General features: G+C 57.4%; 22 protein-coding genes, 1 tRNA gene and 1 pseudogene. 13 read left to right on the top strand and 11 right to left on the bottom strand.

The window, feature by feature from the left end; genetic code table 11:
* Window positions 1-116: 116 nt before the first annotated feature.
* Window positions 117-1,298 (bottom strand): cytochrome P450, encoded by a 1,182-nt coding sequence (locus tag ED661_RS16355; RefSeq protein WP_122075072.1) that lies wholly within the window; start codon window positions 1,296-1,298, stop codon window positions 117-119.
* A 90-nt stretch (window positions 1,299-1,388) separates the two neighbouring features.
* Here ED661_RS16355 and ED661_RS16350 point away from each other — a divergent pair, with 90 nt between their 5' ends.
* The 5 genes from ED661_RS16350 to ED661_RS16330 all read left to right on the top strand — a co-directional run bounded on the left by ED661_RS16350 (window position 1,389) and on the right by ED661_RS16330 (window position 7,899).
* The gene (locus tag ED661_RS16350; RefSeq protein ID WP_122075070.1) at window positions 1,389-3,128 is read left to right on the top strand and encodes an ATP-binding protein; all 1,740 of its coding nucleotides are present in this window, start codon (window positions 1,389-1,391) and stop codon (window positions 3,126-3,128) included.
* On the top strand, window positions 3,125-4,357 hold the full coding sequence (locus ED661_RS16345) for a sigma-54 dependent transcriptional regulator (protein WP_122075068.1): 1,233 nt from the start codon (window positions 3,125-3,127) through the stop codon (window positions 4,355-4,357). The genes ED661_RS16350 and ED661_RS16345 overlap by 4 nt, the downstream gene beginning before the upstream one ends.
* A gap of 294 nt (window positions 4,358-4,651) precedes the next feature.
* Window positions 4,652-5,653, top strand: coding sequence for a DctP family TRAP transporter solute-binding subunit (locus tag ED661_RS16340; protein ID WP_122075066.1), 1,002 nt, complete (start codon window positions 4,652-4,654; stop codon window positions 5,651-5,653).
* 147 nt (window positions 5,654-5,800) lie between these two features.
* The gene (locus ED661_RS16335; protein ID WP_122075064.1) at window positions 5,801-6,481 is read left to right on the top strand and encodes a TRAP transporter small permease; all 681 of its coding nucleotides are present in this window, start codon (window positions 5,801-5,803) and stop codon (window positions 6,479-6,481) included.
* The gene (locus ED661_RS16330) at window positions 6,481-7,899 is read left to right on the top strand and encodes a TRAP transporter large permease (RefSeq protein WP_122075063.1); all 1,419 of its coding nucleotides are present in this window, start codon (window positions 6,481-6,483) and stop codon (window positions 7,897-7,899) included. Before ED661_RS16335 ends, ED661_RS16330 begins: the two co-directional genes overlap by 1 nt.
* A gap of 142 nt (window positions 7,900-8,041) precedes the next feature.
* Here the strand turns inward: ED661_RS16330 and tpiA are convergent, their stop codons facing one another.
* From tpiA to ED661_RS16305, 5 genes are all read right to left on the bottom strand, one after another.
* On the bottom strand, window positions 8,042-8,791 hold the full coding sequence (gene tpiA / locus ED661_RS16325; protein ID WP_122075061.1) for a triose-phosphate isomerase: 750 nt from the start codon (window positions 8,789-8,791) through the stop codon (window positions 8,042-8,044).
* 118 nt (window positions 8,792-8,909) lie between these two features.
* Window positions 8,910-9,269, bottom strand: coding sequence for an iron-sulfur cluster assembly accessory protein (locus ED661_RS16320; protein WP_122075059.1), 360 nt, complete (start codon window positions 9,267-9,269; stop codon window positions 8,910-8,912).
* Between the two features lie 133 nt (window positions 9,270-9,402).
* Window positions 9,403-10,629 (bottom strand): glycerophosphodiester phosphodiesterase family protein, encoded by a 1,227-nt coding sequence (locus ED661_RS16315; RefSeq protein ID WP_216822460.1) that lies wholly within the window; start codon window positions 10,627-10,629, stop codon window positions 9,403-9,405.
* 115 nt (window positions 10,630-10,744) lie between these two features.
* Entirely contained in the window at window positions 10,745-11,107 is a 363-nt protein-coding gene (locus ED661_RS16310; RefSeq protein ID WP_122075057.1) for an SUF system Fe-S cluster assembly protein, read from the bottom strand.
* 196 nt (window positions 11,108-11,303) lie between these two features.
* Complete coding sequence (locus ED661_RS16305) at window positions 11,304-12,425, bottom strand: glycine cleavage T C-terminal barrel domain-containing protein (RefSeq protein ID WP_122075055.1); 1,122 nt, start codon at window positions 12,423-12,425, stop codon at window positions 11,304-11,306.
* Between the two features lie 112 nt (window positions 12,426-12,537).
* Between ED661_RS16305 and ED661_RS16300 the strand changes: the two genes are divergently transcribed.
* The gene (locus ED661_RS16300) at window positions 12,538-13,011 is read left to right on the top strand and encodes an Lrp/AsnC family transcriptional regulator (RefSeq protein WP_122075053.1); all 474 of its coding nucleotides are present in this window, start codon (window positions 12,538-12,540) and stop codon (window positions 13,009-13,011) included.
* Between the two features lie 209 nt (window positions 13,012-13,220).
* Here the strand turns inward: ED661_RS16300 and ED661_RS16295 are convergent, their stop codons facing one another.
* Window positions 13,221-13,508 (bottom strand): NfeD family protein, encoded by a 288-nt coding sequence (locus ED661_RS16295; protein ID WP_122075480.1) that lies wholly within the window; start codon window positions 13,506-13,508, stop codon window positions 13,221-13,223.
* Window positions 13,508-14,398 (bottom strand): SPFH domain-containing protein, encoded by an 891-nt coding sequence (locus ED661_RS16290; RefSeq protein ID WP_009808833.1) that lies wholly within the window; start codon window positions 14,396-14,398, stop codon window positions 13,508-13,510. Before ED661_RS16290 ends, ED661_RS16295 begins: the two co-directional genes overlap by 1 nt.
* A gap of 183 nt (window positions 14,399-14,581) precedes the next feature.
* On the opposite strand from ED661_RS16290, the gene tgt reads away from it, so the two are divergent.
* The 4 genes from tgt to lon all read left to right on the top strand — a co-directional run bounded on the left by tgt (window position 14,582) and on the right by lon (window position 19,115).
* Window positions 14,582-15,712 (top strand): tRNA guanosine(34) transglycosylase Tgt, encoded by a 1,131-nt coding sequence (gene tgt / locus ED661_RS16285; RefSeq protein ID WP_122075051.1) that lies wholly within the window; start codon window positions 14,582-14,584, stop codon window positions 15,710-15,712.
* A 50-nt stretch (window positions 15,713-15,762) separates the two neighbouring features.
* On the top strand, window positions 15,763-16,104 hold the full coding sequence (locus ED661_RS22430; protein ID WP_216822459.1) for a RebB family R body protein: 342 nt from the start codon (window positions 15,763-15,765) through the stop codon (window positions 16,102-16,104).
* A 164-nt stretch (window positions 16,105-16,268) separates the two neighbouring features.
* Window positions 16,269-16,421 carry a hypothetical protein gene (locus ED661_RS21970; protein ID WP_162930154.1) on the top strand — a complete coding sequence of 51 codons (153 nt, stop codon included), beginning with the start codon at window positions 16,269-16,271 and terminating at the stop codon, window positions 16,419-16,421.
* A gap of 279 nt (window positions 16,422-16,700) precedes the next feature.
* Window positions 16,701-19,115, top strand: a complete 2,415-nt coding sequence (lon, locus tag ED661_RS16275; protein WP_122075049.1) for an endopeptidase La — start codon at window positions 16,701-16,703, stop codon at window positions 19,113-19,115.
* A gap of 154 nt (window positions 19,116-19,269) precedes the next feature.
* Here the strand turns inward: lon and ED661_RS16270 are convergent, their stop codons facing one another.
* The gene (locus ED661_RS16270; protein WP_122075047.1) at window positions 19,270-20,322 is read right to left on the bottom strand and encodes a Glu/Leu/Phe/Val dehydrogenase dimerization domain-containing protein; all 1,053 of its coding nucleotides are present in this window, start codon (window positions 20,320-20,322) and stop codon (window positions 19,270-19,272) included.
* Between the two features lie 130 nt (window positions 20,323-20,452).
* Between ED661_RS16270 and ED661_RS16265 the strand changes: the two genes are divergently transcribed.
* Window positions 20,453-20,908: an Lrp/AsnC family transcriptional regulator gene (locus ED661_RS16265; protein WP_122075045.1), complete on the top strand. Its 456-nt coding sequence runs from the start codon at window positions 20,453-20,455 to the stop codon at window positions 20,906-20,908.
* Between the two features lie 102 nt (window positions 20,909-21,010).
* Here the strand turns inward: ED661_RS16265 and ED661_RS22280 are convergent, their stop codons facing one another.
* Window positions 21,011-21,229: a hypothetical protein gene (locus ED661_RS22280; protein WP_254054866.1), complete on the bottom strand. Its 219-nt coding sequence runs from the start codon at window positions 21,227-21,229 to the stop codon at window positions 21,011-21,013.
* On the opposite strand from ED661_RS22280, the gene ED661_RS16260 reads away from it, so the two are divergent.
* Both ED661_RS16260 and ED661_RS16255 read left to right on the top strand, forming a co-directional pair.
* Window positions 21,213-21,614, top strand: a complete 402-nt coding sequence (locus ED661_RS16260) for an HU family DNA-binding protein (RefSeq protein WP_254054865.1) — start codon at window positions 21,213-21,215, stop codon at window positions 21,612-21,614. The genes ED661_RS22280 and ED661_RS16260 overlap by 17 nt on opposite strands.
* Window positions 21,615-21,633: 19 nt before the next feature.
* Window positions 21,634-21,708: transfer RNA gene (locus tag ED661_RS16255), tRNA-Val, on the top strand.
* Window positions 21,709-21,793: 85 nt separating this feature from the next.
* On the opposite strand, the pseudogene ED661_RS16250 reads toward ED661_RS16255, so the two are convergent.
* Window positions 21,794-21,976, bottom strand: a pseudogene (locus tag ED661_RS16250) (tyrosine-type recombinase/integrase); the annotation flags it as partial.
* Window positions 21,977-22,138 lie beyond the last annotated feature (162 nt).

The raw sequence follows: 22,138 nt of genomic DNA, 5'->3' as shown, positions 1-22,138 counted from the left end.
TTCAGGGGCAGGTCTGCCCCTGAAGACGCCATATCCAGTTTGATGTCTTTTGCGCGTCAAGGACAGGCCGTGCGGAGCACGGGGGCCTTTGGCCCTCCTTGACCCGCGGGGCGGGTCTAGCGGGTGACCATCAGCCGGGTGAGTCCGTGAAAATGGTAGCTGTTACTGTAGCGCGGCGCTGCGGCGAGATTTAGATTGGGGCAGCGCGCAAACAGAATGGGCAGGGCGATCTGCATTTCCAGCCGCGCTAGGGGGGCGCCGACACAGAAATGCAGGCCGCCACCAAAGGACATATTGGTGCGGGCCGGGCGCGTGGGGTCAAAGACTTCGGCCTCATCTTCGGCTGCCGGGTCCCGGTTGGCAGAGGCCAGCAGTAGCGCCACCTGATCGCCGCGCTGAAACCTGTGCCCCATGACGTCGATCTCTTCATAGGCGTAGCGGGTGAACATATGTAGTGGCGGGTCATACCGCAGGACTTCTTCCACCAGGTTTTCAATGCCCTCCGCCGCAAGCCAGGCCGGATCCCAGCCCTGCTGCAACAGGGTTTTGACACCGTTCCCAAGGGCATGCACCGAGGCCTCATGGCCGGCGTTGAGCAAAAGAATACAGGTGCCGATCAGTTCATCATTGCTGAGCTTGTCGCCTTCTTCCTCTGCGGCAATCAACCGGGTGATGAGGTCTTCAGCAGGGGTTGAACGCCGCTGTTGCACATAGTCAGACAGAAAATCCGTGAACTCCTGTGCGGCCCTGGCGGCGGCATGCTCGGTGTCATTGGTTCTGGCGGCCTGATACATTGCCACCATGTCATGGGACCAGTTCAGGAGTTGTGGCGCCATCTCGACAGGCACCCCGAGCAGGCGGCAGATGGTTATGACGGGCACCTGGGTGCAATAGGCGGACAGAAGGTCAAAAGGATCATCTGGGAAGGCATCAATCAGGCTGTGGCAAAGGGCTGTGATCCCTGTTTCCTGGGCTTGAACCTCGCGAGAGGTAAAGGCGCGCATCACCAGTTTTCGAAGGCGGGTATGGCGGGGCGGTTCTGCCTCCAGCATGGAATGGGCTTCGACCGCCAGGAAGGGGGCCAGATGTGTGGGGGGCGGTTTGGCCATTTCTGGCGGCATTTCTCGGCCAAAACGGCGATCACGCAGGATCGCATGCACCGCAGCACGGCGAAAGGCGGCTGGCATGCCGTAGTTTTGCCAGTAGTTCAGCCCAGCCTGGGCGCGGGCTTTTTCATAAAACGGATAGGGGTCTTGCACAAAGGCTGGATCTGTCGGGGATTGGCTGACTGTTTTCATGGCCCGACTTTGCCTTGATGGCTGGTCTTTGCAAGAGCAGTCTTGCTAGACTGGCAAAAATACCAAGGGTCAAGAGAGAGCCAAAACGTGATGCGAAGATGGTCATTGCTGCTGGGATTTGCCTTGGCGGTGTTTTGTATAGTCGGAGCGAGCTGGATCTATGGCTATCGTCAGGCGCTGGATTCCCTGGCCAAGCGCAGTGTTGCGGATCTTGCTCTGGCCTCTGATCGGGTCAGCACCCAGTTGCAGATCTACCAAGAACTCGCGGTGCTGACAGCGGATCACCCCGTGTTGGAGCAGTTAGGGACTGAGGCGGAGCGCGTCGAAGCCCGCCGGGTGCTGCGCAGCATCGCCGATAAAACCTCGGCTCTGGATGTTTTCTATGCAGATCCCGCAGGCAAAGTGCTGGCCGCAGCCGAAGGGGTCACGGGTGGCGATATCGCGGGTGAAGGCTATTTCCAGCGAGCCATGCAAGGGGCACTTGGCATTGGCTCGGATGTGCTGAGGGGCAACGGGCGGCGTGCCTATTTTTATGCCGCGCCCAATTTTGCGCCGGGGGCAGGGGTGTCCGGGGTTCTTGTGGTGGTTGCCGACGTGGAGGACGTGGAGCAGACTTGGCGTGGATCCCTGCCGGCAGTGTTTTTTACCAATGATCATGACGAGGTCTTTATTTCCAACCGACCCGAACTACTGTTCTGGCAGCAGACAGGGGAACGGCAAGGAGCTGTAGTCCCAGCAGAGGAGCAGCTGGACTATGAGGTTTTATCTGTGGGCGGCTATGAGATCTGGAAGCTGTCTGGCAGTGCTTACCTGCCGAGCCGTGCGCTGCATTTGACGGTGGCACTGCCCATCATCGGGCTGACCGGGCAGATCCTGGTGGATGTGGCTCCGGCCCGTAGGTTGGCATCGCTTCAGGCCGCTGCTTTGGGGGCCCTATGTTTAGCCTTTGGCACCTTTTTGTTCCTGACGATGGAGCGCCGCCGCAGCCTGGCTGAGGCCAACGCTGTGTTGGAAAGCCGTGTTGAGACCCGGACGCGGGCGCTACAATCCACCAACAGCCAGCTGCGGCGCGAAGTAAGCGAGCGTGAAGAGGCCGAGGCGGCGTTGAAAAAGGCACAGGAAGAGCTGGTGCAGGCGGGCAAGCTGTCGGCGTTGGGGCAGATGTCGGCGGGGATCAGTCACGAGCTGAATCAGCCCTTGATGGCGATCCAGCAGTTTGCCGAAAACGGTGAGGCGTTTTTGCAGCGCGGCCAAATTGACAGAGTGGGGGAAAACCTGTCCCGCATAACTAGCATGTCGGCCCGTATGGCGCGGATCATCAAGAACCTGCGGGCCTTTTCGCGCAACGAGAACGAGCCCATGGCGCGGGTGGATCTGGTGCAGGTCATCAATACCGCCGTGGAGCTGACCGGCTCGCGCCTGGAGACTGATGCGGTGACGCTCAGCTGGAGCCCGCCAGAGGCGGATGATCCGATCTATGCCTGGGGGGGCGAAGTGCGGCTCACGCAGGTTTTTGTCAATCTGATCAACAATGCGGCTGATGCGATGCTGGGGCAGGAAGATCGGGCCATCAGTATAACGCTGGAGGCAGGCACACGGCTGGCTGTTGCTGTGACGGATATTGGCCCCGGCATCAAAGAACCGGAGAAGATGTTTGATCCCTTCTACTCGACCAAGGTTGTGAGCAGCTCCGAGGGCATGGGGCTGGGCCTGTCGATCTCTTACGGGTTGCTGCAAAGCTTTGGCGGCAATATCCACGGCAGGAATGGTGCGCGCGGGGCAGTGTTCACCGTTGAGCTGGACCGCTGGGATGAGGGGGCCGCGACATGACCCGTAAGATCTTGGTCGTTGATGACGATGCCGCGCTGCGGGAGGCCCTGGCGCAGACGCTGGAGTTGAATGATCTGGAACCGATCACGGCGGGCTCCTTTGTGGCGGCAAAGGATCTGATTACCGCTGAGTTTGATGGGGTGATCCTGTCTGATATCCGCATGCCAGGGCGGGATGGCTTTCATCTGCTAGACTATGTGCAGGGCATTGATGAGGATCTGCCAGTGATCCTGCTGACGGGAGAGGGCGATATTCCCATGGCGGTCAAGGCGATGACGCAGGGCGCCTTTGGGTTTCTGGAAAAACCCTGTGTCACGGCGGACCTGTTGGCAGCACTGCAAAGGGCGCTGAAAACCCGGCATCTGGTGTTGGAAAACCGTGATTTCAAACAGCAGCTGAAAGAGGGCGATCCGGCGTCAAGATTGTTGTTTGGAACCTCACCCCAATCGGATGAACTGCGGGCGCGGGTCAGGGCCGTTGCTCCAACCGGGGCAGAGGTTCTGGTGGCGGGGCCGGCAGGCAGCGGGATTTCCAAGGTGGCAGAGGTCATCCATTTGATGTCCCCACGGGCGCAGGCACCCTTTGTCAAATCCCCCTCTGCGGGGCTGAAGGCCGCAGACTTGCAGGAGCTTTGCCAGCAGGCGGCGGGGGGATCGCTGTTTCTGGATGAAGTTTCGGGCCTCTCGGAAGCGTTGCAATACGCGGTGCTGGACTATATCGAACAGGGTGGTGAGACGCGGTTGATCGCAGGCAGCACTGCTGATTTGGCGGCTCTTGTGGCGGCGGGCGGTTTTGGTGCGGATCTTTACTACCGGCTGGAAGGCATGCGGGTGCGTATCCCATCGCTGGCGGAACGTCCGGGTGATATTCCGGTGATGTTCCGGCTCTATGTGGCGCAGGCCGCTGAACAGGCCGGAATTGATGCGCCACAAATCAGTGAGGAACATCTGGCGGCCTTGATGGCGCAGGATTGGCCGGGCAATGCACGCTCGCTGATGTCGGCGGCCATGCGCTTTGTGCTGGGTATGCCGGATGAGGTCAGTGGTGCTGCTGAGCTGGGTCTGGCAGAGCAAATGGCTCAGGTGGAACGCTCCTTGTTGATTGCGGCACTGGGACGTCACAATGGCCGCGCTGCGGCGGCAGCAGAGGCGTTGAAACTGCCTCGCAAGACTTTCTACGACAAACTGGCCCGCTATGGCATCCGCCCAGAAGATTATCGCCGCTCCTAGTTGGGGCACAGCCTTTAGAGAGGATTGGCGAATCCCTGGGTGTTGGTCTTTTGCTCTAAGTTGTGCGAAAAACCGCACAACCCCGGTATACCCTGTGCGAAATCTCGCACAGCTACCAGATCGCGCATGGGGCTGGGTCTCTCAGTTTTCAAGTAACAGTTTGAAAAATATGCAAACCCTTTGATGATCCTGCAAATTTTAATCACTTCTTGAGCAAAGCCTCACAACTGGCAATCCTGTTGGGGAAGCGCCCGCCATAGGTGGGGGTTCAGGATACTTCTGGGAGGAATGACTATGAAATTTGTAACTGCTGCTGCCACTGCGATGGCCCTGACAGTAACCGCAGGCGCTGCGAGCGCCGCCTGTGACGACGGTGAAATTGTTGTCAAATTCAGCCATGTCACCAACACCGACAAGCACCCCAAGGGGATTGCGGCTTCGCTGCTGGAACAGCGTATCAACGATGAGATGAACGGCACCATGTGCCTGGAAGTCTATCCAAACTCGACGCTTTACAATGACAACAAGGTGCTGGAAGCCATGTTGCAGGGCGATGTACAGCTGGCCGCGCCTTCGCTGTCGAAGTTTGAGAAATTCACCAAGGAGTTCCGTCTCTTTGATCTGCCTTTCATGTTCAAGAACATTGACGCAGTTGATGCCTTCCAGGCCTCCGAGGATGGTCAGGCATTGCTCGACAGCATGCAGCGCCGTGGTCTGCAGGGCCTGGCCTATTGGCACAATGGCATGAAGCAGATGTCTGCCAATGTGCCGCTGGTTGCACCAACGGATGCCAATGGTTTGAAATTCCGCGTGCAGTCCTCGGACGTGCTGGTGGCGCAGATGGAAGCCATTGGTGGTTCGCCCCAGAAGATGGCCTTCTCGGAAGTCTACGGTGCGCTGCAGCAGGGTGTTGTGGATGGTCAGGAAAACACCTGGTCCAACATCTACGGCAAGAAGTTCTTTGAGGTGCAGGATGGTGTCACTGAGACCAACCACGGCATCATCGACTATCTGGTTGTGACCAATGTGGATTGGCTGGAAAGCCTGGATGCGCCCGTGCGTGAGCAGTTCCTGCAGATCCTGGGTGAAGTGACCCAGACCCGCAACGCCGAGTCCACGCAGGTCAACAATGAGGCCAAAGACGCCATCATTGCAGCCGGCGGCGAAGTCCGTAGCCTGGATGCCACACAGCGTCAGGCCTGGGTTGAAACCATGATGCCGGTTTGGGAGCAGTTTGCCGGTGACGTTGGTCAGGACAAGATCGACGCAGCACAGGCGATCAACGCCAATCACTGATTGATTGGATCTAACAAGCGGACCCGCCCCATTGGCGGGCCGCAGCCGAAGAGATGATCCAATGAGGTCGGGGCTCTTCGGACCTTCAGGCGGCGTGGGGATCCGCCGCCTGAGCTTACGCTTTCTCAACAGTATCGGGGGATGACTATGTCGGGGGCAAGAACCGGCCTGTCCGGGTTTATCAACACATTGGAAGAGACGCTGATCGCGCTGCTTCTGGGGCTGATGACGCTGATTACATTTGCCAATGTGATCGCACGTTTTGCCTTTAACTCCAACATTTTATGGGCGCTGGAGCTGACGGTCTTCCTGTTTGCCTGGCTGGTGCTTTTGGGCGCGGCCTATGCGGTGAAAACCCATACCCATCTGGGCGTGGATGCCATCGTCAATATCCTGGCCCCGGGGCCGCGCCGGGTTGTCGCGCTGATCGCGGCTGGCGCCTGCCTGCTGTTCTCCCTGTTGCTGCTGAAAGGCGCCTATGACTATTGGGCGGTTTTTGCGGACCTGCCCCCCACCTCCGGGCGCTGGTTTCCCACCGGCTTTGATATGAAAGCCCGCAGCCAGAGTTTTTATGAGGTGCAGGATGTGCCGATGATCGGCATTTTCCGGTTTCTGGAAGATCTGATCAACTACGGCGATTCCTACGAGAAACTGCCCAAGGTGGTGCCCTATGTGGTGCTGCCTCTGTCGATGCTCTTGCTGGTGTTTCGCTTTGCCCAAGCCGCGCTGCAAGTACTGCGCGGGGATGCAGACCGGCTGGTCGCCAGCCATGAGGTCGAAGACGAGTTGGATGAGGCCCGAGCGCGTGCCACCGAGGGAGAAGACTAATGGACGTGATTTTCCTCTTTGCCATGGTGATTGGCCTGATGCTGATCGGCGTGCCGATAGCCATCTCGCTGGGTCTCAGCTCGGTTCTGTTTCTGCTGATCTATTCCGACAGCTCGCTGGCCTCGGTTGCCGGCACCCTGTTCGAAGCCTTTGAAGGTCACTTTACGCTTCTGGCCATTCCCTTCTTCATTCTGGCCTCGACCTTCATGTCGACGGGCGGTGTGGCGCAGCGGATCATCCGGTTCTCCATTGCCTGCGTCGGGCATTTTCAGGGCGGATTGGCCATCGCCGGTGTCTTTGCCTGCATGATGTTTGCGGCGCTCTCCGGTTCCTCTCCTGCGACCGTGGTCGCTATTGGCTCGATCGTGATCGCCGCGATGCGCCAGGCGGGCTATACCAAGGAGTTCGCCGCCGGGGTGATCTGTAATGCGGGGACGCTGGGCATTCTGATCCCCCCCTCGATCGTTATGGTGGTCTATGCGGCCTCGGTGGATGTTTCTGTGGGGCGGATGTTCCTGGCCGGTATCATTCCAGGGCTTTTGGCCGGGGTGATGCTGATGGTGACCATCTATGTGATCGCCCGGATCAAGAACATGCCCAAGGGCAACTGGGCCGGTTGGGGCGAGGTTGGTGCCTCCTTCCGCGAGGCCTTTTGGGGGCTGTTCCTGATCGTGATCATCATGGTCGGCATCTATGGCTACCCCTGGTATTCCGCTGAACTGGGGCTCTACAAGGAAGATGCGATCTTTACCCCAACGGAAGCGGCAGCGGTGGCATCTGTCTATGCCTTCTTTGTTGCTACTTTTGTGTATCGCGACATGGGGCCCCTGGCCGAGACCGCAGAGCGGCCACGGCGTTCTGTGCTGCAGGCGCCCATGGCCTTGCTGACGGTCTGGGGTCACAAGGACACCAAGAAGGCGCTGTTTGATGCTGGCAAGCTGACCGTTACGCTGATGTTCGTAATCGCCAATGCGCTGATCCTGAAGCATGTGCTGACGGATGAGCAGGTGCCGCAGCATATTGCCAATGCGATGCTGTCGGCCGGATTTGGCCCCGTGATGTTCCTGGTGGTGGTCAATGTGATCCTGCTGATTGGGGGGCAGTTCATGGAGCCCTCCGGACTGCTGGTCATCGTGGCACCTCTGGTTTTCCCCATTGCCATTGAGCTGGGCATTGACCCGATCCATCTCGGGATCATCATGGTGGTCAACATGGAAATCGGCATGATTACCCCGCCGGTAGGCCTGAACCTCTTTGTCACCTCCGGGGTGGCGGGTATGCCGATGATGTCGGTGGTTCGGGCAGCCTTGCCCTTCTTGGCTGTGCTCTTTGTCTTCCTGATCATGGTGACCTATATCCCCTGGCTCAGCACATTGATCCCCAATGCACTGATGGGGCCGGAGATCATTACCAATTAGTGCTGTGATCTGAGAGAAAATAAAAACGCCTCGGAAGATCTCCGGGGCGTTTTTTGTGCTGGGGATTGGGGCTCTGCCCCCGCGCCCTTTGGGGCGCTCCCCCGGGATATTTGGGGCCAAATGAAAAGGGGGGATTGCGGTCTCAGCTGGCGTCGAGGGCCTGGATGATGGGGGCGAAATCTGCCGCCTTGAGGCTGGCACCCCCCACCAGGGCGCCATCAACGTTGGAGGTGGCAAAGATTTCGGCAGCATTGCTGGGTTTGACGGAGCCGCCATAGAGCAGGCGGGTGGCCGCGGCCATGTCGGCTCCAAATCTTGTGGCCAGCTCGGCGCGCAGGAAATCATGCACCTCGGCAATTTGTTCCAGGCTGGGGACCTTGCCGGTGCCAATGGCCCAGACTGGCTCATAGGCGATGACGGTATTGGCGCCGGTGGCACCATCAGGTAGAGAGGTGGCAAGCTGAGTGCCAATGACGTGCAGTGTTTCGCCTGCTTCACGTTCTTCCAGGGTTTCGCCCAGGCAGATGACGGCTGTAAGCCCCGCACCCCAGGCAGCGGATGCCTTGGCAGCGACCCCTTCGCTACCCTCACCGTGGTCGGCGCGGCGTTCCGAATGGCCCAGAATGACGGCAGTTGCGCCTGCCTCTTTGAGCATATGGGCTGAGAGGTCACCGGTATGGGCGCCGGAGCTGGCCGCGTGACAGTCCTGGCCACCAATGGCAAGGTGGCTCCCTGATGCGATCTCTGCTGCACGGGACAAAAGCGTGGCGGGGGGGCAGATCAGCAGCTCTGATTTGGCTGCGCCTTGCGCCTGGATCAGGGCCTCAAGCTCTGCCAGGACTGCGCCCGTGCCGTTCATTTTCCAATTGCCCGCTGCCAGTTTCTGCCGCATCTGTCGTTCCCCTGCTCAAAATCTGGCCAAGTGGTAGCACCGCGGATCGGGAGGGGCAATCGGACAAAGAAAGGGCGGGGAAATCCCCGCCTGTCCCGTTATCTAGATTTGCTTTGTTTTACAGGCTTGGGACATCTTTGAAGCTGATGGATTCACCACAGCCGCAGGCCTCGGATACATTGGGGTTGTTGAACTTAAAGCCGCTTTCCAGCAGCGAGGTTTCATAGTCGATCTCGGTGCCAAAGAGGAACATTTGCGCCATCGGTGCAATCAGAACCCTTGCGCCATCCTGCTCGACCACCTCGTCGTTCTTGTCCGCTTCGTCGACATATTCCATGGTATATTCCATGCCTGCACAGCCGCCCTTTTTGACGCCAATGCGCAGGCCTGCATGGCCACCGCTGGTCATCAGCTTGGTAATCTGGGCCGCAGCCTTCGGGGTGATTGTCACAGCCTGTTTGCCGGGAATGCCGAACATGAGTGTCTCCAATGCGCGCGTTACACCCTATCTAGGCGCGCAGGGGCGCAGGCTCAAGAGGCAGTGCAAGGCAAAACGGGCCACAAGGGGATGTGGCCCGTCAAAATTATAGCTCTTATGGCTTTAGAGCGTCTTAAAGCCCCATGCAGTTGGCGTAGTAGGTGACGGTCGCGGGCCAGTCGGAGAAGATGCCCTCTATTTCGACGTCCTGCGCCAGAACGTCGAGGATCTCATAATAGCTCGAGGCATTCTGCACGGCGGGCTGCACGCTTTGGAAGTACCAACCGCCGCCCGTGGTCAGGGGGCCTGAGCGTTCCAGCGTCCAGGTGATCAGCTTGAGCCCGGCGGCTTTGGCCTCGATGGCATAGGCGGAGGGCACCATTTTGCCATCCTCCAGGGTGACCAGGAACCACATGGGCGGGGCGATGTAGTTCACGCCCATATCCGCCAGTTCCTGCATGCTGGGGCTGAAACTAACGGGGTTGCTGGGGTCCAGGGGCACATCGCCATTGTAGCGACCATCCAGATAGACCGCCTGAGCACCAAACGCGGGCTCATTCTCGATCCAGTATTTCACCACTTCGAGATCAAAGCTCTGCACCCAGACGTCCGAGGCGGGGATGCCGACGGATTTGTACTCATTGATCAGCTTTTGCGCGTAGTCCTCCATGGTGAAGCCGTTGAAAGGCATCTGCACCGCTGGCGATTTGAGCTCTGGGGTGAATTTTGTGCCTAAGGATTTGAACAGGGCGATGCTTTCGGCATGGGTCATGGCGGTGGCGCCATCCGCGTATTGGGTGCTGCGCCAGGAGGCAACGCCGCCCTGCGAGGCTGCTGCGGTGGTGGCTGTCTTGTCAAAGCTGTCCATCTTAGGCGCCAGCCTGCGGAACTCGGCCAGGGTGATGTCCGAGCTGCGGCATTCGGCTGTTGCAGGAGTGTCGCCATTGGCCGGAGAGAAGGGGGTGATGCAGGTCTCTGCCAGATCGGTGGTCAGGATATTGGTGGTGGTGTGCAGATCGTTCTGGGCGTGGCGGCAGATCAGCTGCAGATCCTTGGTGAAGGTCACATCACATTCCAGGATGCCCGCGCCCATCTGCGCGGCGGCGGTATTGGACTGCACGGTATGTTCGGGAAACAAGAGCGGCGCGCCGCGGTGGCCGATGGAAAAATCACTACGGGCAGGTGTCTGTGCGGCGCAGGACTGCAGTTTGGATTTCAAATCCCCCTCGGGCAGCAGGTTGATCAAATAGGCCGGGCGCGGACCATAGCTGAGGCCGGCATCTGAGGGCGTTGCGTCAAGCGCCGAGGCGGCAGGCGCCAGGGTGAGGGCGGTCAGCGTAAGGGCAAGTAGGTTGCGCAAGGGAAGTCTCCAAAGAAGTTGATTTTCAAAAGAGAAATCGCGGCGAAAGGTAAAACCTTTGCCGCGATCCGGTGAAGCTTTTGTGACCTCTTTGGCAGGCTTGCGCAGAGCGGTCTTACATGAAGCCCAGCTCGAGACGGGCCTCGTCCGACATCATCTCCATGCCCCAGGGCGGCTCCCAGGTGATTTCGACGTCAACGGATTTGACGCCTGCCACGGGTGAAACCGCATCGACGATCCAGCCCGGCATTTCACCGGCAACCGGGCAGCCGGGCGCGGTGAGGGTCATGATGATCTGCACATCGTTTTCATCATTGATGTCGATGGTGTAGATCAGGCCAAGCTCGTAGATATTGACCGGAATTTCAGGGTCATAGACTGAGCGACAGGCCGCGACAATCTGGTCGAAAAGCGGGTGTTCAACGGAAGACGGCGCAATCAGCGGCGTACCTTCGAGCGGTTCGGAAGCGTTGGTCATGTCGATCCCTGACAGTTAATCCGACTGTTTATATAGGGAAACTGTGGGGGGAGGTCCAGAGGGAGCGAAAGAAAGCCGAGAGTTGGAGCTGGAGGTTCTAGAAACGGACCTCTGTGCTGGTAGCAACAATGGCTGTTCTGTTGGCTTTACTTGAATTCGCTGCACCACTTGGAATGGCGGCTTCCCACGCCGCTAGCTAAAAAGAAAAGGGCAGCGGCTCAACAGAAATTTGACGGGTTTCCCCGTCCAATTGAATTACCAAATCTGTGGCATCATTTCCTATGTCCATCGCGATCATTCCAACACCGATGTTCTTTGAAAATCGGGTGGAAAATACAAATTCGCTCAGGGTACCAACAGCACTCCCGCTCGCGGTTTGCACGTCCAGAGAATGCTGGCAGGTAGGGACAGGCGCACCAGAGATAACAAAGCCAACACGCCTGCGCTTCGCGCCGTCTGTCTTGATTTTCTGAAGGGCTGCTTTCCCGACGAAGTCATCTGCTTTGTCAAAATCAACCAACTTGCCCAAAGAAATTTCGAACGGATTACAGGAGTTCGCTTGCAAACGCCCATCGGCTCCGTATGAAACCAACCCGCTTTCGATACGCTCTAGATCGTTGGGCGCGCCGGGGCGAATTCCGTATGCAGACCCTTTTGCTTTAACTATGTTCCACAGTTCAACGCCACGCGTACCGTCTTGCAGATACAACTCATAGCCACCTTGCTTGGACCAGCCAGACCGCGCCAGCACAAGCGGGATTCCCTGCAGTTCAGTTTGCTTGAAGCCAAAATACGTCAGCTCTTGGACCCAATCGCCAAAGAGATTGGAAACCAGCTCTTTGGCCAATGGTCCTTGGATTGCGAGCGGAGAAACGTCCGGTTCAAACACCTGCACATCCCATTTGCGCTCGGCTGCAATGGCGCTTGCCCACAGCTCTATATCGCTGTCCGCTATAGAGAGCCAAAACCTGTCAGCCGCGAGCTTCAACAAAACCGGATCATTGATCAGCTGGCCTTGGTGGTTACAGATCGGAACGTAGCGTCCTTGGCCAATTTTTGTTTTACTAATATCGCGAGTGGTCAAATATTGAATAAGCCGCACGGCATCTGGCCCAGAAATCTCAACTTGGCGCTGGGCTGCGACATCCCACATCGTGACGCCGTTCATCAGGCTATCATACTCAGCTTCTGGGTTTCCAAAATGAGCCGGGATAAGCATATGATTATAAATAGAGAAGCACGCCACACCATCAGCAACGGTCGCGTCAAAATAGACGGATTTTCGGTTGTTTGGGCCAATGCCTATTTCGAACGCCATGTAATCTCTCCAGTTCGGTTCAGCCGTAGAAGTTTTCCATAGTAGCTATAGGTTTTCTCTGCATGATGTGGTCAAAGATACCAGAAAAATGGCATAATATTGCAGGCTCTCTATGGACTCACTTAACATTCGCATCATTGAGGCGTTGCAAAGGCGCGGAGACATAACAAACGCGGAATTGGCCGAAGTAGTCAATTCGACGCCCTCAACGTGTTTGCGACGGGTTCGAGACCTTCAAAACGCGGGCATTCTGACCAAAAACATCTATCTCGTGGATAGTGCCAAATTAGGGCGCGGCCTGCAGGCAATCATCACAACCACGACCAAAGATTACAATCTCGCGAAGCGAGCGGCGTTCTCCAAGCGCGTTGAGGCAGAACCTGCCATTGCGTATGCGTATGGTGTAACAGGTGAGTTGGACGCGGTGCTTATCGGGAACTTCCATAATATGGTCGAGTATCAAGAGGTCTGCGACCGACTGTTTGACGGCGACGAAAACATAGTCCGATACACGACGCATTTCGTTTCCGAGATCTACAAAAACGACCCCGCGATTCCCTGTGACGTTCTTAGACACCAGAGTTGATCACAGCGAAGTGCAGAAGCCAGAACCGCCGGATCACAGAAATCAGCCCAATTTGGGTTCAATGCGACCGTCCGCTGCAGGCGGGACCCTTGGTTGGTTGTCGGGACGCATGTGACATCTCACAGAGTGACTGCTCTCTCCAACAACACCGACCAGCTGTGATTGGAGAGAGTTGCCAAAGGAACTGCGCAGATATCCTTGAAGAGGCTCTAATCGTTGATATCCGTGTCAAAGGTCTTCACCTGGCCTTTGGGAAGGGCAAAATAGCGGCGCATCAGCAGCCAGGAGATCAGCGACAGGGCCGCAAAGACGAAGATCAGCGCGGGCAGGGCGAGGGCGCCGCTGCCCAGAACCGCAAGCAGGATGCCGCAGGCCAAGGCACCCAGGGCAAAGCCGAGGAAGACAAAACCGGGGGCAAGGACCTCGAGGATGGCAAGCACCAGCGCGGCAGCGCACCAGACCCACCAGAGCTCCCAATAGGCGGCAACCTGTTCCATCATTTGCCACCTTTCAGCAGTTTGAAGGCATCGCCAAAGGCCTCGATTGCATGGGCGGGCAGCACGATGGTCTGTTTGCCCTCGCCATTGCCAAGCGCATTCAGCGCCTCGACCTGTTTCAGGGCCACCTGATACTGCGCCGCCTCGATGCCGTTTTCGCGGATCGCCTTGGCAACCACCTCAGTGGCATAGGCCTCGGCGTCGGCCTGAATGCGGCGGGCTTTGGCGATCTGCTCGGCGGCGTAGAGTTCGGCATCGGCAGACAATTCAACCGCGCGTTTGCTGCCCTCGGCCTCGGTCACCTGGGCGCGACGGGCGCGTTCGGCATTCAGCTGCTGCAACATGGCGTCGCGGGTGGCCTGATCGAGGTTCACGTCCAGGATCTCGGCACGGGTGACTTCGATGCCCCAGTCATCCACGGCATCCTCGACGCTTTCCTGGATTTGGCCGATCAGTTGGGCGCGGTTGGATTGCACCTCGTCCAGGTCCATTTTGCCGATCTCGGCCCGCACAATGCCTGCCACGGTGGTGGCAATGGCGGCATCCACGTCGCGGATGCGGTAGACGGTCTTTTCTGGCTCGGTGATGCGGTAGAAGACCGAGGTGTCGATCTGAACCAGCACGTTGTCCTTGGTGATGGCATCCTGGCTGGCACTGGGCAGTTGGCGCTCCAGAATTGAGATCCTGTGGGCAATGCTGTCCAACAGCGGCACGATGAAATTGATGCCGGGTCCAAGCACCGCATGCAGGCGGCCAAAGCGCTCGACCACATATTTTTCCGATTGGGGAACAATGTGAACGCCTTTGAAGATGATGACGATCAGGAAGATCGCCCCGAGCAGATAGATGGCGTTTTGCGAAATTAGACCAATGAGAAAATCTTCGTTCACCGGAGCCTCCTAGAAATTGTTGTGTACTATTGCATACATATGGGGTCACGCTGGCGTGACTTCAAGATTATGGCTTATGTTATGTATGGTACGCCCGTGGCAGGCTGGCAAGATGGCTTGAGGCTTGTCAAAGGGCGCGTAATCAGGCAAATGCGCCGGGTTCTGCAGTCAAAGGAGAGTAAAATGGCGCCGAAAATCACCTTTGATCTGAAAGCCACAGATGGCAAAGCCCGTACCGGGGTGATTTCCACGCCGCGCGGCGACATCCGTACCCCGGCCTTCATGCCGGTGGGCACAGCCGCCACAGTGAAGGCAATGATGCCTGAAAGCGTGCGCGAGACCGGCGCTGATATCCTGCTGGGCAATACCTATCATTTGATGCTGCGCCCCACGGCAGAACGTATCGACCGGTTGGGGGGGCTGCATAAGTTCATGAATTGGGAGCGCCCCATCCTGACCGACTCTGGCGGCTTTCAGGTGATGTCATTGGCAGGGCTGCGCAAGCTGACGGAAAAGGGTGTCACGTTTAAGTCCCATATCGATGGCTCCAAACATGAGCTGACGCCGGAACGTTCGATGGAAATCCAACAGCTGCTGGGATCTGACATCGTGATGTGTTTTGACGAATGCCCGGCGCTGCCCGCGACCCGTGATCGCATTGCTGAAAGCATGCGCCTGTCGATGCGCTGGGCGGAACGCTCAAAGGAGGCCTTTGGCGATCGACCTGGACATGCGCTCTTTGGCATCATGCAGGGCGGTCTGGAGCAGGATCTGCGCGAGGAAAGCGCCGAGGCGCTGACAAAGATCGGTTTTGACGGCTATGCAGTTGGCGGTCTGGCGGTGGGCGAGGGACAGGAGGCAATGTTTGATTGCCTTGATTATGCGCCCAGTTTCCTGCCCCAGGACAAGCCACGTTACCTGATGGGCGTGGGCAAGCCGGATGACATCGTTGGCGCTGTGGCGCGGGGCATCGACATGATGGACTGCGTGCTGCCGTCGCGCTCGGGGCGCACGGGCCAGGCCTTTACCCGCCACGGCGTGGTCAACATCAAGAACGCCCGCCATGCGGATGATCCGCGCCCGCTGGATGAGAATTGCAGCTGCCCGGCCTGCTCAAAGTACAGCCGCGCCTATCTGCACCATGTGTTCCGCAGCAACGAGATGATCTCGGGCATGTTGCTGACCTGGCACAACCTGCATTACTTCCAGGACATCATGCAGGGCATGCGCGATGCCATCGCTGCAGGCACATTTGAAGCCTGGCAGAAAGACTTCCATGATCAGCGTGCCCAGGGCGATATCGAGCCCCTGTAACCAAACCATCCTGTAAGCCAAACCAATCTGGTATGATTGACTAAAACTAGATGCAGAAAACAGGGCCGTGCGAGAGTGCGGCCCTTATTGCTGCCTTTTTGTTGAAGAACTCTGTGGTTGGTTTTTGGCACATGGAGGTAATGATTATGGTTGATCTAAGCACGCACGATAGGAAACAGGCCTGCCAGAGACCGGAAGGCCTTTCGCCTGCCGCTTTGGGGCTGGCCTGTGCAGTTCTGGTCATCAGTTTGATTTGGGCACGGGGTGGGTTTGCTTATGAGAACTCCGTGAACGCGCAAAATCAGCAGAATATTCTGGATCAAACCGCCACGACGCAGGGAGTCGGCCAGGCAAGCGTCCCGGGCGGAAGCGGGCTGGGCGGGCCTCGGTAACTGCGGTGCAGACCGTCTCGTCGGCTGGATTGGGGGGGGGCAAAGACCGCTGATTTGAGATGAATTTGAGCGGTTCTTCAACTGTCTGACCCCAAGGAGCCGCGGTTTTGCCGCAAAGGGACACTCTGATCGAGGGACAGTTAATCGGTGAATGGAGATGAATGATGAAAAACGTGATTTCTGCAAACTTGGCCCATGTGATCTTTTTTGGCGTCCTGGCCTGCGCCGTGGCCACCATTGGCCTGTTGGACAGCGGCAAGTCAAAACAGGTTGACCTCGCGGAGCTGCCAGCGGTGCAAGGCGCAGCCTCTAACTAAGTAAAGCGGCGGTTACTTGGGGGAGGAGGATTTGGCGCAGCAAAAGGCAGCAGGGTACTACCTGTCTGACCGCGCGGAGTAGCGGAGATTGATTTGCTGCTCTTTTGCCCAAAAGCGCTCTTGTGGTTCGGCAAGGCTGCGGGCAATGTGTCCTCCAACTTTGTTGGGCGACGGTTGAAATATGTTAACCGCTGTACCAGATAAAGACTTCTAAAGAGGAGAGCACCAGAGGTTGCCGAATGTCGGGACCGGGGGCTCTTGCCAAGTAAAGGACCGAGTATGACCGAGCCGCTTAATTCTTCCTATCCTGTACTGCCGCTGCGCGACATTGTGGTCTTCCCGCATATGATCGTGCCGCTGTTTGTGGGCCGGGAAAAATCTGTGCGCGCCCTCGAAGAGGTGATGGCCGATGACAAGCAGATCCTGCTGTCCAGCCAGATTGATCCGGCAGAGGACGAGCCACAGACCGATGGCATCTACCCAACAGGTGTTCTGGCCAATGTACTGCAGCTGCTGAAGCTCCCCGATGGCACCGTAAAGGTGCTGGTCGAAGGCCATGCACGCGTCAAGATCACCAATTTCCTTGAGAACGAGGACTATTTTGAGGCCGGTGCTGAATATCTGACCGAGATTCCCGGCGATGCCACCACCATCGAGGCGCTGGTGCGCACTGTTGGCGATGAGTTTGAGCGCTACGCCAAGGTTCGCAAGAACATCCCCGAAGAGGCTCTGTCGGCGGTTGGTGAAACCACTGAATCTGCCAAACTGGCGGATCTGGTGGCCGGCCATCTCGGTATCGAGGTCGACCGCAAGCAGGAACTGCTGGAAACCCTGTCTGTCAGCGAGAGGCTGGAGAAGGTCTATGGGTTGATGCAGGGCGAAATGTCCGTGCTGCAGGTCGAGAAAAAGATCAAGACCCGCGTCAAGTCCCAGATGGAGAAGACCCAGCGCGAATATTATCTGAATGAGCAAATGAAGGCCATTCAGAAGGAACTGGGCGACGGCGAAGAAGGGGCTGGCGAAATTGCCGAACTGGAAGAGAAAATCGCCGCCACCAAGCTGTCGAAAGAAGCCCGTGAAAAGGCCGATGCCGAGCTGAAGAAACTGAAGAACATGTCGCCCATGTCGGCTGAGGCCACTGTGGTGCGCAACTACCTTGATTGGATGCTGGGCATTCCTTGGGGTGTGAAGTCGCGCGTCAAAAAGGACCTGGGCAAGGCGCAGGAAATCCTGGATGCCGATCACTATGGTCTGGAAAAGGTCAAAGAACGCATCGTTGAATACCTCGCGGTGCAGCAGCGTTCGGCCAAGCTCAAAGGCCCGATCCTCTGCCTTGTGGGCCCTCCCGGCGTTGGTAAAACCTCGCTTGGCAAATCCGTGGCCAAGGCAACCGGGCGTGAGTTCATCCGCATCTCATTGGGCGGCGTGCGCGACGAGTCTGAGATCCGCGGCCACCGTCGGACCTATATCGGCTCGATGCCCGGCAAGATCATTCAGGCGTTGAAGAAGGCCAAGACCACCAATCCGCTGATCCTGCTTGATGAGATTGACAAGATGGGCCAGGATTTCCGCGGTGATCCGGCGTCTGCGATGCTGGAAGTGCTTGATCCGGAACAGAACTCCACCTTTGTGGATCACTATATGGAGGTCGAATATGACCTCTCCAATGTGATGTTCCTGACCACGTCGAACAGCTACAACATGCCTGGGCCGCTGCTGGACCGGATGGAGATCATCCCGCTGTCTGGCTATACCGAGGACGAAAAGCGTGAGATCGCCAAGCAGCACCTGGTCTCCAAGCAGGTCAAGAACCATGGCTTGAAAGCCAAGGAATTTGAGATGAGCGACGACGCGCTGAAGGATATCATCCGCGTCTATACCCGCGAGGCGGGGGTGCGGAACCTGGAGCGCGAAATCGCCAAGGTCGCGCGTAAGTCGCTGACCAAGATTGTCAAAAAGGAAGCTGAGAGCGTCTCGGTGACCTCTGAGAATCTTGATGAATTCCTGGGCGTCGCCAAATACCGCTATGGTCTGGCCGAGAAGGAAGATCAGATCGGTGTTGTCACCGGGCTGGCCTATACTTCGGTCGGAGGTGAGCTGTTGTCGATCGAGGCGCTGCGCCTGCCGGGCAAGGGTCGGATGAAGACCACGGGTAAGCTGGGCGATGTGATGAAAGAATCCATCGAAGCGGCCTCATCCTATGTGCGCTCCATCTCGCCCAAGATCGGGGTGAAGCCGCCGAAGTTCGACAAGTGGGATATCCACGTCCATGTTCCCGAAGGCGCCACCCCCAAGGATGGTCCCTCGGCTGGCCTGGCCATGGTAACCTCAATCGTTTCGGTGCTGACGCAGATCCCGGTCCGCAAGGATATCGCCATGACTGGCGAGGTAACACTGCGCGGCAATGCGTTGGCCATTGGTGGCTTGAAGGAGAAGCTGCTGGCGGCCCTGCGTGGCGGCATCAAGACAGTGCTGATCCCACAGGAAAACGCCAAAGACCTGCCCGAGATCCCGGACAATGTGAAAGAAGGTCTCACCATCATTCCGGTGAGCCATGTTTCCGAAGTTCTGGAGCATGCGTTGGTGAGCCAGCCTGAAGCCATTGAATGGGATGAGGCGGCTGAAGAAGAAGCCGCTGCGGCAAAAGCTGCACTGGAAGCCGGAACGCGAGGCTCTGGCGCCCCGGCGCATTAAGGTCCGGACCTGATTTGCAGGCGCTCCACCGGAGCCCCTGTTCCCCAAAAAAGAAGGCGACCCGAAAGGGCCGCCCTTTTTAGTAGTGTTTTTGTTTTACTCTTTCCGTTCTGGCCCCTTTGCCAAGGGCTCGCTTTTTATGGGTCTACCCGGTTCAGGCGGCGTTTTGCCTTGCCATTTTGGCCAGGACCGTGGTGATGGCTACCGCATCGGGGCTTTGATCTTCCACTTTGGCCTGGTTCAGGATGGAGGCCATGGTCAGATCCAAAGCAGAGAGCTTCTCGGCGACATAGTCTGCGCGGTTGGTGATTTGTTCGATTTCGGTGGCGACATTGATGATACCGCCCCCATTGGCGACAAAATCCGGTGCATATAGAATACCAGCTTTATGCAGGGCCTGTGCATCAGCCGGGCCTGCCAGCTGGTTGTTGGCACCACCACAGACAATTGAGACCTTGAGCTGCGGTATAGTCTGGGCGTTGAGGATGCCGCCAATGGCACAGGGGGCAAAGATATCCGCCTCAACCCCGTAAATCTCATCCGGCGCAACGGCAGTTGCCGCAAATTCGGCGATAGCCTTGTCGATCTGTGCTTGGGTGACATCCGTGACGATCAGCTTGGCTCCGGCTTCGTGCAGATAGCCACAAAGATAATAACCCACATGACCAAGCCCCTGCACCGAAACGGTCAGCCCTGTCAGGTCCTTGCTGCCGCTCTTATGGGCCTGGGCGGTGCGGATGGCGTTGAAAATGCCGCGTGCTGTAATGGGGGAGGGGTCGCCACTGGCAAACTCTCCATCCGCTAGACCCGCAACATAAGGGGTTTCCTGCGCTAGAACGGCCATATCTGCGGGGCTCATGCCCATGTCTTCGGCAGTGTAGTAGCGCCCCTCCAGGCTGTGAATGGCACGGGCAAAGGCACGCAGCAGCTCTGGCGTCTTTTGCGTCGCAGGATCACCAATGATCACCGCCTTGCCGCCGCCAAGCGCCAGACCCGCCGCCGCATTCTTGTAGGTCATGCCCTCGCTCAGGCGTTTGACGTCAACCAGAGCCTCTTCTTCGCTGCCATAGGGGCGCATACGCAGGCCACCTGCCGCCGGACCCAACTGCGTGGAATGCAGCGCGATAAAGCCAACAAGCCCGCAGGCCTTGTCCTCAACGCGGTAGATTTCTTCGTGGGTCGTACTTGCGACGGCGGTGACTGTCATCTGATGGCTCCTCCTGAATGAAGGGCCAGTTTAGCCAAGGCCAACTGAAGGTTTTCGCCAAATTCGCATATCGAACTTTTCTTTTTTGGAGGTTCCGGCTAAAAATTGTGGAAATTTGAAGGAAATCACCATGGACGTAGTGGACCGTAAGATTATTGCCATCTTACAGGCCGAAGGGCGGATCAAGATGGCGGAGCTATCTGAGCGGGTCGGGTTGTCGCCCACCCCCTGTGCACGGCGGGTTGCGATGCTGGAAGAGGCCGGGGTGATCAGCGGCTATTCCGCAAAAGTTGACCAGGCAAAACTGGGCCTGCCGGTGACGATCTTTGTGGAGGTGGAATTGGACAATCAATCCACCGATGCGCTTCAGGCCTTTGAGCGCGCCATAAGCAAGTTTGATCAGGTGATGGAGTGCTACCTGATGACCGGAACCCGCGATATCCTGCTGCGGGTTGTGGCCAAGGATCTGAGCGATTTTGACCGTTTCCTGGAAGAGCGTCTGATGCGGGTTTCCGGAATTCGAAATACCCGCTCCAGTTTTACCCTGCGCACAATGATCGCGCGCAGGGCTCTGCCACGTATTTAACTCGCGCTGCCAGGTGTTGGGTCGGACGGGAGGGCTGACTATGGAAAAGTCACAGGTTAACTTTTTGTTAACCTTGTGGCTGGCCTTCCCCAGAGGGACCGCCTAGCCTGATGCAAGATGATGGATAAGCAAAATCAAATAATTGAGGCGCATCATGAGCAGCAGTAAAACAGGCGGTCGCAAGCCAGCGGTGAGAAAAACCACGGCGCGCAAGACCTTGCCATCAAAATCGGCAACCAAGGCACGACTGGCCGAGACAAAAACGGCCACAACTCCTAAGCAGGCAAACAAAGGATCACCCGCGTTGGATATCTCGGACAAAACAGTTTCCCCTCCCCAGGCTCTGGCGGCAGGGCAGGAGCCCAGCCCGGTTGTTGTCACCGCATCACCGGTGCTCAAGGAGCCGCCCCTGAACAAGCGGGCATTGATCGAAGAAGTGGTTCTGCGTTCTGGGGTGAAGAAAAAAGACGCCAAACCCGTTGTGGAGGCGATGTTGGCCGTTCTTGGTGAGACGGTGGCCTCTGGGCGGGATCTCAACCTCAAACCTTTTGGAAAATTGCATCTGAACCGCAGCGAAACCCGCAGCAATGGCACTGTGCATATCTGTCGGCTGCGTCAGCCTCTGGAGCAACCGCGGGACGGTGCAGAAAGTGCGCAGGATGCGGATATTTCTTCTGACGCCCCTCTTGCGCAGAGTGAGTCCTAACGGTAGTACCCAGCGCAACGGGTGATTAGCTCAGTGGTAGAGCGCTTCGTTCACATCGAAGATGTCAGGAGTTCAAATCTCTTATCACCCACCATTCAACCCCTTGAAAATTATCAATTCCCTTTCTGGGGAAGCGTTTTCTACAAAGTGTTCCTAGGTTCCATGAACCCAAGAACGTTTTAGCGGGCTTTTCGGATCTGAGTGAAATCTAAAATTTTTGCTGCGTCATGAAGGTGACCGGGGGCAAACCTTGCATAGGTTCGATATGTGATGGCTACATTGGAGTGACCCAGGTATTGAGCAACCTTTTCCAATGGAATGCCGTTTGAGACCATGGCCACCGCGCTAGAGTGGCGGATGGTGTGAACTGTGACGTTTACTCAATCAGTCCGGCGTCAGGCAGGGCTGGAGGCAAGACCTCTCATGAACAGACCGCCACCTTCTGGCCAACTTTCTAAAATATTGTGGTTTTTTCTGCGCTTACCTCGGGGGTAACTCGGTGCGAGTGATCGCGACGTCACAAC

Source organism: Pseudophaeobacter sp. EL27, assembly GCF_900313025.1.
Lineage (GTDB): Bacteria > Pseudomonadota > Alphaproteobacteria > Rhodobacterales > Rhodobacteraceae > Pseudophaeobacter.
Note: the sequence above shows the minus strand (reverse complement) of the source record. Positions and strands in the feature narration are given on the sequence as shown.

Coding starts and splice junctions, on each gene's coding strand:
- ED661_RS16355 (WP_122075072.1), bottom strand. CDS start 1,298: ATGAAAACAGTCAGCCAATCCCCGACAGATCCAGCCTTTGTGCAAGAC.
- ED661_RS16350 (WP_122075070.1), top strand. CDS start 1,389: ATGCGAAGATGGTCATTGCTGCTGGGATTTGCCTTGGCGGTGTTTTGT.
- ED661_RS16345 (WP_122075068.1), top strand. CDS start 3,125: ATGACCCGTAAGATCTTGGTCGTTGATGACGATGCCGCGCTGCGGGAG.
- ED661_RS16340 (WP_122075066.1), top strand. CDS start 4,652: ATGAAATTTGTAACTGCTGCTGCCACTGCGATGGCCCTGACAGTAACC.
- ED661_RS16335 (WP_122075064.1), top strand. CDS start 5,801: ATGTCGGGGGCAAGAACCGGCCTGTCCGGGTTTATCAACACATTGGAA.
- ED661_RS16330 (WP_122075063.1), top strand. CDS start 6,481: ATGGACGTGATTTTCCTCTTTGCCATGGTGATTGGCCTGATGCTGATC.
- tpiA (WP_122075061.1), bottom strand. CDS start 8,791: ATGCGGCAGAAACTGGCAGCGGGCAATTGGAAAATGAACGGCACGGGC.
- ED661_RS16320 (WP_122075059.1), bottom strand. CDS start 9,269: ATGTTCGGCATTCCCGGCAAACAGGCTGTGACAATCACCCCGAAGGCT.
- ED661_RS16310 (WP_122075057.1), bottom strand. CDS start 11,107: ATGACCAACGCTTCCGAACCGCTCGAAGGTACGCCGCTGATTGCGCCG.
- ED661_RS16305 (WP_122075055.1), bottom strand. CDS start 12,425: ATGGCGTTCGAAATAGGCATTGGCCCAAACAACCGAAAATCCGTCTAT.
- ED661_RS16300 (WP_122075053.1), top strand. CDS start 12,538: ATGGACTCACTTAACATTCGCATCATTGAGGCGTTGCAAAGGCGCGGA.
- ED661_RS16295 (WP_122075480.1), bottom strand. CDS start 13,508: ATGGAACAGGTTGCCGCCTATTGGGAGCTCTGGTGGGTCTGGTGCGCT.
- tgt (WP_122075051.1), top strand. CDS start 14,582: ATGGCGCCGAAAATCACCTTTGATCTGAAAGCCACAGATGGCAAAGCC.
- ED661_RS22430 (WP_216822459.1), top strand. CDS start 15,763: ATGCAGAAAACAGGGCCGTGCGAGAGTGCGGCCCTTATTGCTGCCTTT.
- ED661_RS21970 (WP_162930154.1), top strand. CDS start 16,269: ATGAAAAACGTGATTTCTGCAAACTTGGCCCATGTGATCTTTTTTGGC.
- lon (WP_122075049.1), top strand. CDS start 16,701: ATGACCGAGCCGCTTAATTCTTCCTATCCTGTACTGCCGCTGCGCGAC.
- ED661_RS16270 (WP_122075047.1), bottom strand. CDS start 20,322: ATGACAGTCACCGCCGTCGCAAGTACGACCCACGAAGAAATCTACCGC.
- ED661_RS16265 (WP_122075045.1), top strand. CDS start 20,453: ATGGACGTAGTGGACCGTAAGATTATTGCCATCTTACAGGCCGAAGGG.